The organism is Desulfosoma sp. (assembly GCF_052743555.1).
This window is the reverse complement of sequence record NZ_JBRAHS010000010.1, coordinates 61,512-76,390: the sequence shown is the minus strand read 5'-3', so window position 1 is coordinate 76,390 and position 14,879 is coordinate 61,512. Positions and strand designations below refer to the sequence as shown.

Annotated in this window: 13 protein-coding genes and 1 tRNA gene; all 14 read left to right on the top strand. The window is 58.9% G+C overall.

Going from position 1 to position 14,879, the window contains the following annotated elements; translation table 11 throughout:
• The first annotated feature begins 577 nt into the window (after window positions 1-577).
• The 14 genes from proB (at window position 578) to ACUVSA_RS07990 (ending at window position 14,871) form a co-directional block, all read left to right on the top strand.
• A complete protein-coding gene (gene proB / locus ACUVSA_RS08055) occupies window positions 578-1,708 on the top strand; it encodes a glutamate 5-kinase (RefSeq protein WP_445894467.1) in 1,131 nt (376 codons plus the stop codon).
• Window positions 1,709-1,742: 34 nt separating this feature from the next.
• Window positions 1,743-2,999, top strand: a complete 1,257-nt coding sequence (locus ACUVSA_RS08050) for a glutamate-5-semialdehyde dehydrogenase (protein WP_445891116.1) — start codon at window positions 1,743-1,745, stop codon at window positions 2,997-2,999.
• Window positions 3,000-3,023: 24 nt separating this feature from the next.
• Entirely contained in the window at window positions 3,024-3,713 is a 690-nt protein-coding gene (gene nadD / locus ACUVSA_RS08045) for a nicotinate-nucleotide adenylyltransferase (RefSeq protein ID WP_445894418.1), read from the top strand.
• A gap of 31 nt (window positions 3,714-3,744) precedes the next feature.
• A complete protein-coding gene (rsfS, locus tag ACUVSA_RS08040) occupies window positions 3,745-4,155 on the top strand; it encodes a ribosome silencing factor (RefSeq protein WP_445891118.1) in 411 nt (136 codons plus the stop codon).
• A gap of 2 nt (window positions 4,156-4,157) precedes the next feature.
• Complete coding sequence (locus ACUVSA_RS08035; RefSeq protein ID WP_445894417.1) at window positions 4,158-5,567, top strand: M48 family metalloprotease; 1,410 nt, start codon at window positions 4,158-4,160, stop codon at window positions 5,565-5,567.
• A 589-nt stretch (window positions 5,568-6,156) separates the two neighbouring features.
• Window positions 6,157-7,740, top strand: coding sequence for a phosphoglycerate dehydrogenase (serA, locus tag ACUVSA_RS08030; protein ID WP_445894416.1), 1,584 nt, complete (start codon window positions 6,157-6,159; stop codon window positions 7,738-7,740).
• A gap of 302 nt (window positions 7,741-8,042) precedes the next feature.
• Entirely contained in the window at window positions 8,043-8,495 is a 453-nt protein-coding gene (locus tag ACUVSA_RS08025) for a DUF1844 domain-containing protein (RefSeq protein WP_445891121.1), read from the top strand.
• Window positions 8,496-8,786: 291 nt separating this feature from the next.
• A complete protein-coding gene (gene ispE, locus ACUVSA_RS08020; RefSeq protein ID WP_445894415.1) occupies window positions 8,787-9,686 on the top strand; it encodes a 4-(cytidine 5'-diphospho)-2-C-methyl-D-erythritol kinase in 900 nt (299 codons plus the stop codon).
• Window positions 9,666-9,740, top strand: a tRNA-Gln gene (locus ACUVSA_RS08015). The genes ispE and ACUVSA_RS08015 overlap by 21 nt, the downstream gene beginning before the upstream one ends.
• Window positions 9,741-9,844: 104 nt before the next feature.
• Window positions 9,845-10,780, top strand: a complete 936-nt coding sequence (locus tag ACUVSA_RS08010) for a ribose-phosphate pyrophosphokinase (protein ID WP_445894414.1) — start codon at window positions 9,845-9,847, stop codon at window positions 10,778-10,780.
• A 41-nt stretch (window positions 10,781-10,821) separates the two neighbouring features.
• The gene (locus tag ACUVSA_RS08005; protein WP_445894413.1) at window positions 10,822-11,451 is read left to right on the top strand and encodes a 50S ribosomal protein L25/general stress protein Ctc; all 630 of its coding nucleotides are present in this window, start codon (window positions 10,822-10,824) and stop codon (window positions 11,449-11,451) included.
• A 66-nt stretch (window positions 11,452-11,517) separates the two neighbouring features.
• Window positions 11,518-12,117 carry an aminoacyl-tRNA hydrolase gene (pth, locus tag ACUVSA_RS08000; RefSeq protein WP_445894412.1) on the top strand — a complete coding sequence of 200 codons (600 nt, stop codon included), beginning with the start codon at window positions 11,518-11,520 and terminating at the stop codon, window positions 12,115-12,117.
• 54 nt (window positions 12,118-12,171) lie between these two features.
• The gene (locus tag ACUVSA_RS07995) at window positions 12,172-14,166 is read left to right on the top strand and encodes a sodium-translocating pyrophosphatase (protein WP_445894411.1); all 1,995 of its coding nucleotides are present in this window, start codon (window positions 12,172-12,174) and stop codon (window positions 14,164-14,166) included.
• Window positions 14,167-14,391: 225 nt separating this feature from the next.
• On the top strand, window positions 14,392-14,871 hold the full coding sequence (locus ACUVSA_RS07990; RefSeq protein ID WP_445891127.1) for a CarD family transcriptional regulator: 480 nt from the start codon (window positions 14,392-14,394) through the stop codon (window positions 14,869-14,871).
• The last annotated feature ends 8 nt before the right edge of the window (window positions 14,872-14,879 follow it).

The window sequence follows — 14,879 nt, the reverse complement described above, 5'->3', positions numbered from 1 at the left end:
AGTGAGCGAGCCCTCGGGATCGAAGGGACGCGCTCCGGCGCGTCCGCGAATGGGTGGATGGCGGAAAGCCGGATGGATGGCCTAAAGCCATTCTTTCAAAGCGAATGGCGTAGCGATCCCCATCGAAGGCCGTCCGAGAATGGTTTCACCACGATTTTTTCGGCTCGATGCTGTAGGAGCGCCGCACGGCGCGATAAGGGACGGCGGCGTGCGCTGCTTCTGGCGCCAAATCAACCCATCACATGTTTTCACGGTTGCCATGCCTTCTCGAGAGAACGCCCGCTGAAGCTTTTGTTCTTGCAAAGGTTGAGGGATTCCTGGAAAAATTCTTTTTGTAGGAGTGCCGCACGGGGCGATCACTCCATGGACCTGAATGGCCAAGGGACCGGCGTCGGCCTGAAGCCGCGGCTTGCGCCGCTCCTGCAGAATAAAACGAAAACGGCACCGAAAAGCCATTTTCGCACGCGCTCCTAAGGAAAGTGACATCACGGAGGGACGGCCAAGCATGCCGGTTTTGGAAGACGCTCACCAAGACGAGGTGTTGCAAGGGGATGTTTTCGGCCAGGGGCAGGAGGGTATGCCGGATCGCGCCTCCTGGTTTCAACGATGCCGCCGTGTGGTGGTCAAGGTCGGCAGCGCGGTCCTCACCACGCCTCGAGGCCTCGACCGAGTGATTATCCATCGGCTGACCGATCAGATCGTGGAACTGAAGCACCGGGGTCATGAAGTGCTGATCGTGTCTTCCGGAGCCGTGGCTTCCGGCATGCGCAAGGTGGGCCTGAAGGAAAAACCCCGCACCATTCCCCAGAAGCAGGCAACGGCCGCCATCGGCCAGACATTTCTCATGAACGCCTGGGAAGAAGCCTTTGACAAGTTTGAGCTGCTCACAGCCCAGATTCTTCTCACCAATGAAGACCTGGCCCATCGGCACCGGTACCTCAACGCCCGCAACACCCTGGAGACCCTGCTGGACTGGAACATCGTGCCGGTGGTCAACGAAAACGACACGGTGGTGGTGGAAGAAATCAAGTTCGGCGACAACGATCAACTCTCGGCCCTCATCGCCGGCTTGGTGGCCGCCGACCTGGTGGTGATCCTCACTGACACGGAAGGCCTCTACGACCGTGACCCCCGAAGTCGGCCTGACGCGCGACTGATTCGCGTGGTGCAGGGGTTCCCCCCGAAACTGACGGCCTGCGCAACGCCTGAGCCTGGTTCAGTGGGCACGGGAGGGATGTTGAGCAAGCTGCAGGCCGCCAAGAAATGCCTGGCGTCGGGCATTCCCATGGTCATCGGGCCGGGGCGGGAAAAGGACGTCTTAGTGCGCCTCTTTGACGGCGAACCCTTGGGAACCCTTTTTCTGCCCAAACGCCGACTCTATCACGGCAAAAAGATATGGCTGGCCAACCTGCCCAAACCAGCGGGGGAATTGGTGCTGGACCAGGGTGCAGTGAGGGCTTTGCAAAAGGCGGGAAAATCCCTTTTGCCCATCGGGATTTGCGAAGTGCGGGGGACCTTTGGCGTGGGTGCTGCGGTGCGCTGCGTGGATGAAATGGGCACGCTGGTGGGTGTGGGCCTCACCAACTATCGGTCCGGAGAAATCGATCGCATCAAAGGGCATCACAGCGAGGAGATTGAGAGCCTGTTGGGATATAAGCATTCCGACGAGGTCATCCATCGGAACAATTTCGTGCTCAACGAACCTTAGCTTTCGACCGTGCGCCGAGAAAAGAGGAAGAGCCATGGGATACAGAGAAGAAATGACAGCGATGGGAAAGCGGGCCCGTGAGGCGGCGCACCAGATGGCCAAGGCGGGCATGACGGTGAAGCAACAGTTTCTGGAAGAAACCGCGCAGCGAATTCTTGCGCAACGGGATCGCATCGCTCAGGCCAACGCGCAGGATGTGGCGGCCGCAGAGGAAAAAGGGTTGCCCAAGGCCAAGGTGGATCGACTGCGCCTTACCGAGAAAGTGCTCAAGGAAATGACGGACGGACTACGCCAGGTGGCGCAGCTTCCGGATCCCGTGGGCCAGGTCACAGGCATGTGGACGCGACCCAACGGCTTGCGTGTGGGCCGGATGCGCATTCCCTTAGGCGTGGTAGGCATCATTTATGAATCCCGGCCCAATGTCACAGTAGACGCGGCGGGACTGTGCATCAAGGCCGGCAATGCTGTGATTCTTCGAGGAGGATCGGAAGCCTTTCATTCCAATCGATGTCTGGCCCACATTCTTCAGGAAACCCTTCGCGATGTGGGGTTGCCGGAGGCGGCCGTGCAGGTGCTGGCGACCACAGATCGGGAAGCGGTGCTCGAGCTGCTGCACCTGGAAGAGTTCATCGATGTGATGATTCCTCGAGGTGGCGAGGAACTCATTCGATTTGTGGCCGAAAACGCGCGCATGCCGGTTCTGAAGCATTACAAGGGGGTCTGCCACATCTATGTGGATGAAAGAGTGGATATGGACATGGCCGAAAGGGTGTGTCTCAACGCCAAGGTCCAGCGGCCCGGTGTCTGTAACGCCATGGAAACCCTCTTGGTGCATTGCATGGCGGCCCCGCTCTTCTTGCCGCGCATGGCCGAAGCGTTTCGCCGCCATGGTGTGGAACTGAGGGGATGTCCCGAAACCTGCCGGTTGGTGCCTGGATGTCGGCCAGCAACGGAGGAGGACTGGGGCGCGGAGTATTTGGACCTGATTCTGGCCGTCAAGGTGGTGGCGTCCATGGACGAAGCCATTGACCATATCACGCGCTACGGTTCCAGCCATACGGAGGCGATTCTCACGGAAGATGTGAATCGGGCTATGCGCTTTGTTCAGGAGGTGCAGTCCAGTCTGGTACTGGTCAACGCATCCACGCGGTTCAACGACGGCTACCAATTGGGACTTGGCGCGGAAATCGGTATTTCCACGTCACGTGTGCACGCCTTTGGCCCCATGGGTGTGGAGGAGCTGACGACCACCAAGTTCATCGCCTTTGGCTCGGGGCAACTGCGCGAATAGGGCCGGAAAGAAGGGCACGGGGGCATGAGCCGACACGGCTTGAGGCGTCTGGGCATTTTGGGCGGCACATTTAATCCGGTGCACCTAGGCCATTTGCGGATGGCCGAAGAGGCCGTGGAAGCTCTGGCGCTGGACCTGTGCCTGTTCCTGCCGGCCTGGGTGCCGCCCCACAAGCCCGACCCGCACCTTGCGGCTTACGAACACCGGTGGCGCATGCTGGAACTGGCTGCAGCCGGTCTTCCCCGTTTTGGTCTCTCGGATATGGAAAAGCGCCTGCAGGGAACATCGTACACGGTGCGCACTCTGCGGGCCCTTCACGAGGAACTGCCGCCCGAAACCGAACTCTTTCTGCTGGTGGGCACCGACGCTTTTTTCGAAATGCCCACCTGGTGGGGGTATCAGGACATTTTTCAGCTGGCCACCGTGACCGTGCTCGAAAGACCGATTGCCGTTGGCGACAATGTTCTGGCGTTCCTTCACAGGCATGTGTCCGCGGACTACAGCCGAGATTTGGACGAGGGTCCGGAAGGCGGTTTGGCGGCCCGAACCATGTATCGGTCAGACACCCGGCTGCCCGTTGTGTGCCTGAAGACCACTCGGTTGGATATCGCCTCGTCCCGCATTCGAGCCCTGGTGGCCGAAGGAAAATCCATTCGGTTTCTGGTCCCCGACGCGGTGATGGATTATATTAAAAGAAAAGGCTTGTATCGGTGAAAAGAAGCCAGACATACATGATGGAGTCAGAATGGGCAATACAGTGAGACAGTCCAAGAACACGCGGACCCGCATGGATTCTTTGTCCAAGGCGCTTTCCTGCGCCAAGGAAGCCGACAACCGCAAGGCGTTGGATATTGTGCTTTTGGATGTTTCCAAGATCACCACGCTGGCGGATTATTTTTTGATCTGCAGCGGCCGGTCCAGCCGTCAGGTGCAGGGCATTGCCGAGGCGGTGCAGGCGCGGTTGCGGGAACTGGGCATGCGCCCCTTGGGTGTGGAAGGGGAGCGGGAAGGGCATTGGGTGCTTTTGGATTACGGGGATGTGATCATGCACATCTTTTATCAGCCCGTTCGAGAACTTTACGACCTGGAGAGTTTGTGGTCGGAAGGGGCCGCGGTCCCGTTGGATGAGCATCTGGTGGGCCCCGGCGGTGGATGAAAATGACACGACTGGGCCACAGAATTTTGTGCGGCGTGCTGGTGTTATGCCTGTTGTGGGGGCCTAGACCGTTTCGCGCGTGGGCTCTGGACCTGGGCGAAGAAAAAGAACTGGGCCGCAAGATGCTGCAGACGGTTCGGGAACATTTCCGCCTTATCGAAGACCCGGAAGTGGCCGGATACGTGCAAGCCGTGGGTCAGCGCGTGGTGCGCGCGGCAGGGCCGGTGCATTACAATTACTCCTTTTTCGTCATTGATGATGCGACCCCCAACGCCTTTGCCATTCCTGGAGGCTACGTCTTTGTTTTTCGAGGACTTTTGGAACTCATGGACTCAGAAGCGGAATTGGCCAGCATTCTCGCGCACGAGCTGGCCCATGTGCAGTCCCGCCATATTCACAAACAAATCGAAAAAGGACGGATTCTTAGCATCGCCGCGATTGTGGGCACGCTGGCGAGCGCTTTTCTGGGCCTGGAAAGCAATGCGGCACAGGCTTTGGCCGTGGGCACCGTGGCGGGAGTACAAACACTGCAGTTGAAATACAGTCGAGAAAACGAAGAGGAAGCGGACCGTTTGGGTTTCGAATACCTGGTGTCTGCGGGCTACGAACCTCGGGCCATGGTGAGGGTCATGCAAAAGATGCGGCGCATGAATTGGCAGAGTGACACCCGTGTGCCGTCCTACCTCATGACCCACCCCGCCCTGGGAGAACGCGTGGGGTATTTGGAGCAGTTGGTGGAGCGCAAGGGGGCTCGGCCATCCACTGGAAGGGGTCGTGATGCGGTGGGAGACTATCCCTTGGTGCAGGCTGTCTTACTGAGTCGGCACGCCGACTTTGAGGCGGCACAGGGGCGTTTTCAAGGATGGCTGAAGGATCCGGCGCGCACAGCGGCCGCCCTTTATGGGCTGGGGCGCCTTTACTTGTCCAAAGGTCGTCTGGATGAAGCCTTGAATTTTCTGCGCCAGGCCGCCGCCGCAAAGCCCTTGAGCCCTCTGGTGCTGAACGGCCTGGGAGAAACCTATCATCGGCTGGGGCGCCTGGAAGAGGCGGAAAGAGCGCTGCGCTCATCCCTTGCCCTGGATGACGAATCCCCCATGGTGCACCTGCGCTTGGGACTCTTGTATCAGGAACAGGAAAAATGGCAGGAAGCCCTCCAACACCTCAAGAGGGCCGAAAGCTTGGCGCCGCTGAACGCGGAGCTGGATTATCAACTGGGGATCGTCTACGGGCGCATGCAGGACCTGGGCCCGGCCCATTACTATCTGGCCCGGCATGCCATGCGGCGCGGGGATGCCAAGCTTGTGGCGTTTCATTTGGAAAAGGCCAAGAGTTACCTGCCGGCATTGGACGAGCGCCTTCAAGAACTGGAGCGCTGGCTCAAAGACAGCCGAAAAACCGCGCGCGGGTCCTGAATGTTCATTTTGGCCTATGGCGCAAGGATCGGGCCGGGCAGTGGCGTTCCTGGGGTGATGGTTTTCCAGAGCGCCGGAAAAACTTCTGCCATGGCCTCCTTGGAGCATGTCCCAGCCCAGGTACAGGAGAAGCGGCGCACGCCGAGATGTCTGATCACGCCGTGCGGCGCTCCTGCGGCCTCAAGCCCAAAGGGCGCGGCTTAACCATTGTCGAACACGCTTCTTCAACAATCTCCTGCACCGCGCCCAAGCCAGCGGCAGCGACAGGCTGCGGCGTCCTTTGTTCGTCGGCCCGTGGACCAGGTGGAACCTTTTTGGCGAGGGAGCGCCTGCTCGCGGTCCGAGCCGTTGCGGATGGCTGAAGGCCGTCCTTTCACCACCTTTTCCGACTGACGCCTTGGATGGGTCTTCAGGATGTTTGACAGACGTTGTGCTCTTTGCCGGCCGCCCGCGGGGCGCCGCAGATGAGCAATTTCTTGACGATCTTCGAAAAGCAGTGCTAGACATTCACTTTACACTCGAGGGGGAAGTTTGAGAAGGCATCGCACAACGGCCCAGTTCGCGGGTCTGGGGCTTGGAGGAGGGATCCATGAAAATTCTTGTGAGCGACAACCTATCCGAGTCGGGGATTGAGAGGCTCAAGGCTGTTCCCGGCTTTGAAGTGGAAGTCAACACGAGTCTCACGCATGAAGAGCTCTGCAGCATCATCAAGGAATACGATGCGCTGGTCATTCGCAGCGCCACCAAGGTGACGCGTGAGGTCATCGAGGCGGCGGATAATTTGAAGGTCATCGGCCGCGCCGGCATCGGACTGGACAATGTGGACATTCCGGCGGCCACCAAGCGTGGCATCGTGGTCATGAACACCCCGGAAGGGAATGTGATCACCACCGCCGAACACACCATTGCCATGCTCATGGCCCTGTCCCGCAACATTCCTCAAGCCAACAAGTCCATGAAGGAAGGCAAGTGGGAAAAGAAGAAATTTCGAGGCAAGGAAGTCTTCAACAAAACCCTCGGGGTGGTGGGGATCGGCCGCATCGGCCGCGTCGTGGCGGATCGGGCCAAGGGATTAAAAATGAACGTCATCGCCTTTGATCCCTACATCAACGAAGAGACCATTCGCAAGCTGGGAGTGGAAGCCGTCGGGTTTGACGAACTGCTGAGCCGCGCCGACTACATTACCGTCCACACGCCCATGACCCAGGAAACCCGCAACCTCATTAACAGGGAAGCTTTCAAGAAGATGAAACCCGGCGTGTTCATCATTAACTGCGCCCGGGGAGGCATCGTCAACGAACAGGACCTCTACGAGGCCATTCAGGAAGGGGTTGTGGCCGGAGCGGCCCTGGACGTCTTTGTGGAAGAACCTCCCAAGACCAATCCCTTGTTGGAATTGGACAAGGTGATTGCCACACCGCACTTGGGCGCGTCCACGGATGAAGCGCAGGAGAACGTGGCCTTGGCCGTGGCGGATCAAGTGATTGATTACCTGCTCAAGGGCACCATTCGCAATGCGGTCAACGCACCAGCCATTGATGGAGAGGTTCTGGCCACCATGAGGCCGTACCTGGAGCTGTCCGAAAAGCTGGGCAGTCTGGTGCAGCAGATCACGCCGGGGGCCCCTCAGGAGATTTCCATCGAATATGTGGGGGATGTGTGTCAGCTCAGAGACACCAAGCCGCTGACCATTTCAGTGCTCAAGGGCATTCTGACACCCATGTTGGGGGAGCAGGTCAATTTCGTAAATGCTCCGGTGCATGCCAAGGAGCGTGGCATTCGCGTCACGGAAAGTCTGCGCGCCGAAGCCGAAGACTTCACGAACCTCATCAGTATCTACATGAAGACGTCCCAGGACGAGAACCTGGTGGCGGGAACCATTTTCGGCAAAAAAGACGTGCGGCTGGTGCGCATTAACGACTTTCGGCTGGAAGCCGCCATGGAAGGGCATCTGGTGCTCATTTACAATATCGACACACCGGGCACCATCGGCGCCATCGGCACATGCCTGGGGCGCCACAACATCAACATTTCCATGATGGATGTGGGGCAGGTGCTGGAAAAAGGTCAGAACATTATTTTGTTGCGCACCGATACGCCGGTGACGCCGGATGTGGTCCAGGAACTCCTCTCTTTGGAGAACGTTAACATCGTGCAGATTCTCGAACTTTAGGGTCAAAGGGCTGTGGTTTCGGTCCCTTGAAGGAACGGGGCGAAGCACGGGGCCGGGAGATGCGCGCCGGATGAGCGTTTCCGGGAGTGCCTTCAGGAGGAGCGGCGCACGCCGCGACGCCTGATCGCGCTTTGCGTGGCTCCTACAGGATAAAACGAAATGGGTCCCGAAAAGCCGTTTTCGGACACGTTCCCGAGGGGGGGCAGCCACTGTTTTAAAAAGGGTATCCGGTGGGCCTTGAGGATTCATGCTCCGGCCGCCCACAGGGGGGGCATGACCGCAAGCCGTGTGACGGAGGGCCTATGGAGGAGCAGGAAAAGAGGGGCTTTGTCGTTCGAGATCGGCGAAGGATCGTATTGGACGAAGTGGAATCGCAAGGGACCGAGGAAGCGACCGCGGGGGACGACCGACAGGAGCCGAAAGGTGCCGGCGGAGAGCCTTCGGCGCAGGAAAAGGCCAAGGCCGACGCCGATCAGGCCGCGCGAAAGTCCCGAACCAGCGGCACATATCCTCAGGTGACCTTTTCCACTTTTGTTTTTTCGTTGAGCTCTTCGGCGTTGGTGCATTTGGGGGAAGTGCCGGATCCCACAACGCAAAAGGTGGAAAAAGACCTTCCCTTGGCCAAACAGATCATCGATACGCTGGCGATGCTGGAAGAAAAAACCAAGGGCAATCTGGACAAGGATGAGAAGCAGCTGCTGCAGACAGTGCTCTATGATCTGCGATTGCGCTTCGTCAAACAAAGCCATTCCTAAGATTCCATCGGAAAATGGTTTTGCCACGACCCTTTCGCTCGATGCCGGTAAAGCGCCGCACGATGCGATAAGGTATGGCGGCGTGCGGCGCTCTTCCAAAGGGTGGTCTTTGGCAAGCCCCTCGGGAGCCTGTACCAGAATGGCTCTGGTGAGCGTGGGGGACCTCGCGATGAGGAAGTGGGGTGGGCACCCCGTGCGTGGCGAGATATGCTTGTACAGGGTCTCAGGCAAGCGTCCAGGAACATGTCAGAAGGATGTCTTTTCCCGAACATGCGGGCAAGGATGCGTTCCATGAAAGTCTCGGTGAACCCGTGCGCAAAGATCAATTTGTGGCTGGAAGTGCTGCGAAAGCGCCCCGACGGCTACCATGACCTTTCTACGCTGATGCTGCCCGTGGGGATTCGAGATCGGCTGGATATCGAGACGTGCTCGCAGGGTCTAGAGCTGCGGTGCGATCACCCCGAGGTGCCCAAGGATGAGCGAAATTTGGTGTGGCGGGCGGCCGAGGCCTTTTTTCGACGATCGGGATGGCGCATCGGCCTGCGCCTTCATCTCATGAAAGGGATTCCCGTGGGCGCTGGACTGGGGGGAGGAAGCGCCGATGCCGCGGCCTTGTTAAACGTCCTCAATGCCGCGGCGCCCGAACCTCTGCCTCCCGAGGCCCTGCATGCACTGGCTCGAACCCTTGGTGCGGATGTGGCCTTTTTCCTCCAGGGGCGCCCGGCTTTGGCCACGGGTGTGGGCGATCGATTGCAGCCCGTTTCCGGTGTGCCTCAGTATCCTGTGTTGTTGATCAAGCCTCCCTATGGTGTGCCTGCGGCTTGGGCTTACGGGAGTTTGAAGTTGACAAGGGGGGAGAGTCGCATTAAGATCCATATGCTGTTGGCCTCCCCCCTCAACCCGGCGTCATGTCTGGAAAATGACCTGGAAGAGGTGGTTGTGAAAGCGTATCCGGACATTGCCGTCATTAAGGGGTGGCTGCTGCGCAATGGGGCCGTAGGGGCGCTCATGACGGGGAGCGGACCTACGGTTTTTGGCATCTTTGAAACCGTGGATCACGCCAGGGCTGTTGCGGAGCGGATCCCCGCAGCGTGGGGACGGTGTTGGTGGGTCGTGACCACCACCCTCAACGGCCCTCAGCCCTGCCAGGACGTTGACAGGATCGCTTTTTGGGGTGTCGCCAAGGGGTAAGGCACGGGTCTTTGGAACCCGCATTCGGAGGTTCGAATCCTCCCACCCCAGCCATGAGGGCTTTCCGAAATGGGCGGCAAGGGACGCCAGGGGCGGCTCAACGGTGGGGTACGAGCGGCGGGGAAGGCTTGGCGCCTGGGGGGACGGGTCGGAGGAGCATGCGGAGTCGACTGAAAGTCTTTGCCGGGTCTTCCAACCCGAGACTTGCGGAAAGCGTGTGCCGCCATTTGGGCCTGTCCTTGGGCAAGGCTCTGGTGACGCGGTTCTCCGACGGGGAAGTCCGCGTGGAAATCGGTGAAAACGTGCGGGGCGTAGACGCCTACGTGGTGCAGTCCACATGCCGGCCGGTTCACGACCACCTAATGGAACTTTTGCTCATGGTGGACGCCCTCAAAAGGGCCTCGGCGGAACGCATCAATGCAGTTATTCCCTATTACGGGTATGGACGTCGAGATCAAAAGGACAAGCCCCGGGTTCCCATCACCGCTAAGGTGGTGGCTAATTTGTTGAGTGCCGCGGGGGTGGATCGGGTGGTGTCCTGCTCTCTGCACGCGGGGCAGATTCAGGGCTTTTTCCGTCTGCCTGTGGACGATATTCCAGGGCATTGTTTTTTTATGAATGAGATACAAAAGGGAATGACCCAGGACAGCGTGGTGGTCGCGCCCGACGCCGCGGGGGTGGCTCGAGCGCGCGTGCTGGCTGAAAAGCTGGTGTTGCCTTTGGCGATCATTCACCAGGAACGGGAAACGGGGCAAAGGGAGCCCGTGGTGGTCGGCGATGTGCGCGGCCGGTCCGTGCTCATCTATGATGACATGGTGGACACGGGGACCAAGGTCTGTGCGGCGGCACAGGCCGTCAAGGTCTTTGGAGCGCGGGAAGCGTCGGCTTTTTGCGTCCACGGCGTGCTGTCCTCCGGAGCCGTTGAACGCATTGAAGCCTCGCCCCTTCGACGGCTCGTGGTGACGGACACCGTTCCCTTGGCAAGCCAAGCGGCCGCATCCTCGAAAATTACAGCGGTCAGTGTGGCCCCCCTTCTGGCTCGAGTGATGGATCACATTCATCGAGATGAACCCGTGAGCCGCCTTTTTGCCTAGCGGTTCGATTCCTCGATGCATCTTTCATCTGGAGGCGATCAATGGCGATGTTGGAGTTGTCGGCGAAAGTGCGAACGCAAACCGGTAAAGGCCCATCCAGGCGGCTGCGTCAAAAGGGTTGGATTCCGGCCGTGTGCTACGGCCCGAAAACCTCCCCCCTGCCCTTATCCGTTCCCTTGAACCAGCTGCTGAAGTGTCTCAAGGACATGGGGGAAGAAACGCGGCTGGTTCCGCTGATGGTGGATGATGGAGCTCAACAAACGACCAAAAAGGTGGTCATTCGTGAAGTGCAGTTCCATCCGTTCAAGCGGCGCGTCCTGCACGTGGACTTTCACGAAGTGGCGCTGGATGAGCCCATGACGGCGGACGTGCCGGTGGAACTTGTAGGTACACCCGTGGGCGTCGCCGAGGGCGGTATGCTCAACCAGGTGCGCTACAGCTTGTCCGTGCGGTGCCTGCCGACGGACATTCCCGAAAAGATCACGCTGGATGTGAGTCATTTGCGCGTAGGAGAATCGCTGCACATTTCTGATCTTCGCGGCAACTATCCCTTTGAGATCTTGGACGACGACAGCTATACTGTGGTCACTGTGGCCGCACCGGAATCGGAAAAAGCGCATGAAGGGTCGGAATCGCCAACTGAAAGTGGAGAGGGGGTGAAAAAGGCATAGGTGGTTGAGGGAGGTTTCTGCCCGAAGGCAGAGAGCCGAAAGCCTTCCGTTTCGGCACCGATTCACGTGGTGGTCGGACTGGGCAACCCAGGGCGGCGCTATGAAGGCACACGGCACAATGTGGGTTTTGCCGTGGTGGATGCCTTGGCGGCGGCGTGGGGAACGAGCCTTGAGGAGCGGAAGTTTGCAGCGCAGTGGGGTGAGGCTCTGGTGCAAGGACGGCGGATCCTCTGCATCAAGCCGACGCCATACATGAATCGAAGCGGAGAAGCCGTCGAATCCATGCTGCACTACTTCAAGATTCTGCCCCGTCACATGCTCGTGGTTCATGACGATCTGGACATGCCCCTGGGGCGGCTCAAGATCGTGCGCCAAGGGGGTGCGGGGGGGCATCGGGGCGTGGCATCCATCATGGAACGGGTGGGCGACAGCGGCTTTCCCCGTCTCAAATTGGGCATCGGCCGGCCTCGACACGGTGAACCCGTGGAGGTGTTTGTGCTGAGCGAGCCCTACGAAGACGAACGGGATCGGTTCGAACGTATGGTGACCCTGGGTGCTGAGGCGGCTCGAGCCGTGGTGGTTCAGGGCGTAGATGCCGCCATGAACCTTTATAACCACAGGGGCGTGGCCGGAATAATGCCGCTTCGGGTGGAAAAGGGGGAGTAAACTTTTTTGGCCTGCCAAGTTAAATTTTGCACAAGGTAAAGGAGGATGGAAGCGATGCTCAATTACACGACCTATGCACCAATCTTTGGCGTCGTCGGCTTCTTGTTCGCCTTCTTGATCTTTGGCTGGATCAAGAAACAGCCCAACGGCACCGACAAGATGAAAGAACTGGAAGAGATGATTCACGCCGGGGCCATGGCCTTTCTCAAGACCGAATATTCGGTTTTGTTGATTTTCATTGCCGTGGTGGCCGGTCTTCTTTATTTCGGTGTTAATCCTCAGACGGCTTATTGCTTCCTGGGTGGCGCGGCCTGTTCGATTCTGGCCGGTTTTACGGGCATGACGGCGGCCACGCGGGCCAATTCCCGCACTTCCTGGGCGGCGAATCAATGGGGTCAGGCCAAGGCCTTGACCGTGTCCTATTTCGGCGGTGCGGTCATGGGGCTTTCGGTGGCCAGCCTTGGCCTTTTGGGCGTAGGGATCGCCTATTATCTTTTCGCCAAAGATCCGGCGACGGCCAACTACATCAACGGCTTTGCCATGGGCGCCAGCTCCATCGCTTTGTTTGCTCGTATGGGCGGCGGCATTTACACCAAAGCGGCTGACGTGGGCGCTGACCTGGTGGGCAAGCTGGAAGCCGGTATTCCGGAAGACGACCCGCGCAACCCCGGTGTCATCGCCGACAACGTGGGGGACAATGTGGGGGACATTGCCGGCATGGGTGCGGATATTTTCGAATCCTACGTGGGAGCCATTATCGCCACCATTGCCATTGCGGCGACCATGCCCCAGGAAATGCTCCAAGGTGCGGACCGGTTTGCTTACATGGCCATGCCGCTTTTGCTGGTTATGGGCGGCTTGGTGGCCTCGCTGCTGGGTGTGTTCAGTCTCAAGGCCATGAGCGGCATGAATCCGCAGAGTGCGCTGCGGAATACGACCTTTGTGGCGGCCATTGCTTTTGTGGGGATCACCTACTACTTGGTCAAGGCCCTTGGGCTTCCCAACGGTGTCTTTTATGCCGTGGTGAGCGGTCTTGTGGTGGGCATCATTATCGGGCTTTTGGCGGAATACTACACGTCGATGGCGCCGGTGCGCAAGATTGCCGGGCAGTCTGAATCGGGTCCGGCCACGGTGATCATCGCCGGTTTGGCCGTGGGTATGGAAAGTGTGGCGCTGCCGGTGATCGGAATCTGCGCGGCCACCTACGTTGCGTATATAACGGGCGGTATTTACGGCATCGGTATTTCCGCTGTGGGTATGTTGGCTACCGTAGGGGCCACCATGACTGTGGACGCCTATGGTCCTATTGCGGACAACGCCGGCGGCATTTCCGAAATGGCGGAACTGGGTCCCGAGACCCGAGCTATCACGGACAGCTTGGACGCCTTGGGCAACACCACGGCGGCCATCGGCAAAGGGTTTGCCATCGGTGCGGCGGCCCTGACGGCGGTGTCCTTGTTCCAGGCCTTTGCGCAGGCGGCGAAACTCACTAGCATTGACATCACCAACCCGTATGTGACCATCGGTGCGCTCATCGGCGGTATTGTGCCCTTTGTCGTGGCCGCCTTAACCATGACAGCCGTGGGCGATGCGGCGTTTGACATGGTGGAAGAAATCCGCCGTCAGTTCCGCGAAATTCCTGGTCTCATGGAAGGCAAGGGAAAACCCGATCCGGCCCGCTGTGTGGCCATTGCCACCAAGGGCGCCATTCGCCGCATGATGCTGCCAGGCCTCGTGGGTGTGACGGTTCCCGTAGTGGTCGGCTTCCTTATCGGTCCGGAAGCTCTGGGCGGCACACTGCTGGGCTGCACCATCTCCGGCGTCATGCTGGCCCTGTTCATGGCCAATGGCGGTGGCGCGTGGGACAATGCCAAGAAGTACATTGAAAAGGGTCATTTCGGAGGCAAGGGTTCCGACAACCACAAGGCGGCGGTTGTGGGCGACACCGTCGGCGACCCGTTCAAAGATACCTCCGGTCCGACCATGAACATTCTCATTAAGCTCGTGTCGGTCATTTCGCTGGTCATCGCTCCGTTGCTCATCCGCTAAGGGCGTTGCCGTGGTATGATCGAAAAGGCCCCCGCATCGGCGGGGGCCTTTGGTTCCCCGAGATTCATTCCAGCCGCAGTCCCCGACCTCGGTTTGCCCTTTGCAGTGCCCTGTCAAGGTGTTATTATCTTAAGAGTTACGAATTTTTGACCTACCGTGTGGGACTCTTGGGTCAGGTCGTCCCCTTCACAGCATGGGGCGTAGTGGAGGGGCAGGGAGGTCAGGATGTTTAAGGTCGGGGATCTTGCCGTGTACCCGGCGCATGGCGTCGGCAAGATTGAAGCCATTGAAACCAAATCCATCGGCGGTCATTCCCAAGACTTCTATATCATGCGCATTCTGGAAAATGACATGAAGATCATGATTCCGGTCCAGAACGCGCAGATGGTGGGACTGCGCCGGATCATCGAGGTGGAGGAGGTTCACCGAGTCTACGAGATTTTGCGTCGCCGCGAGATCTCGGTCAATTCCAGCACATGGAACCGTCGTTACCGGGAATACATGGAAAAGATCAAAACAGGCTCCATTTACGAACTGGCGGAAGTCTTGCGAGACCTCACCGTGTTGCAAAACGACAAGGAACTGAGTTTTGGGGAACGCAAGATGCTGGAGACCGCTCGGGCGCTTCTGGTGACGGAAGTGGCCATGGCGAGAGGGGCGCAGGAAAGCCAGATTGCCTGTGAGATAGACGAGATACTTCGGTAACATTTCCG

What these genes read in the sequence shown, in the direction of transcription:
- nadD (WP_445894418.1), top strand. Translation starts at nt 3,024, where the DNA reads ATGAGCCGACACGGCTTGAGGCGTCTGGGCATTTTGGGCGGCACATTT.
- ACUVSA_RS08010 (WP_445894414.1), top strand. Translation starts at nt 9,845, where the DNA reads ATGCGGAGTCGACTGAAAGTCTTTGCCGGGTCTTCCAACCCGAGACTT.
- ACUVSA_RS08035 (WP_445894417.1), top strand. Translation starts at nt 4,158, where the DNA reads ATGACACGACTGGGCCACAGAATTTTGTGCGGCGTGCTGGTGTTATGC.
- ispE (WP_445894415.1), top strand. Translation starts at nt 8,787, where the DNA reads ATGAAAGTCTCGGTGAACCCGTGCGCAAAGATCAATTTGTGGCTGGAA.
- proB (WP_445894467.1), top strand. Translation starts at nt 578, where the DNA reads ATGCCGGATCGCGCCTCCTGGTTTCAACGATGCCGCCGTGTGGTGGTC.
- serA (WP_445894416.1), top strand. Translation starts at nt 6,157, where the DNA reads ATGAAAATTCTTGTGAGCGACAACCTATCCGAGTCGGGGATTGAGAGG.
- ACUVSA_RS08050 (WP_445891116.1), top strand. Translation starts at nt 1,743, where the DNA reads ATGGGATACAGAGAAGAAATGACAGCGATGGGAAAGCGGGCCCGTGAG.
- ACUVSA_RS08025 (WP_445891121.1), top strand. Translation starts at nt 8,043, where the DNA reads ATGGAGGAGCAGGAAAAGAGGGGCTTTGTCGTTCGAGATCGGCGAAGG.
- ACUVSA_RS08005 (WP_445894413.1), top strand. Translation starts at nt 10,822, where the DNA reads ATGGCGATGTTGGAGTTGTCGGCGAAAGTGCGAACGCAAACCGGTAAA.
- ACUVSA_RS07995 (WP_445894411.1), top strand. Translation starts at nt 12,172, where the DNA reads ATGCTCAATTACACGACCTATGCACCAATCTTTGGCGTCGTCGGCTTC.
- ACUVSA_RS07990 (WP_445891127.1), top strand. Translation starts at nt 14,392, where the DNA reads ATGTTTAAGGTCGGGGATCTTGCCGTGTACCCGGCGCATGGCGTCGGC.
- rsfS (WP_445891118.1), top strand. Translation starts at nt 3,745, where the DNA reads ATGGGCAATACAGTGAGACAGTCCAAGAACACGCGGACCCGCATGGAT.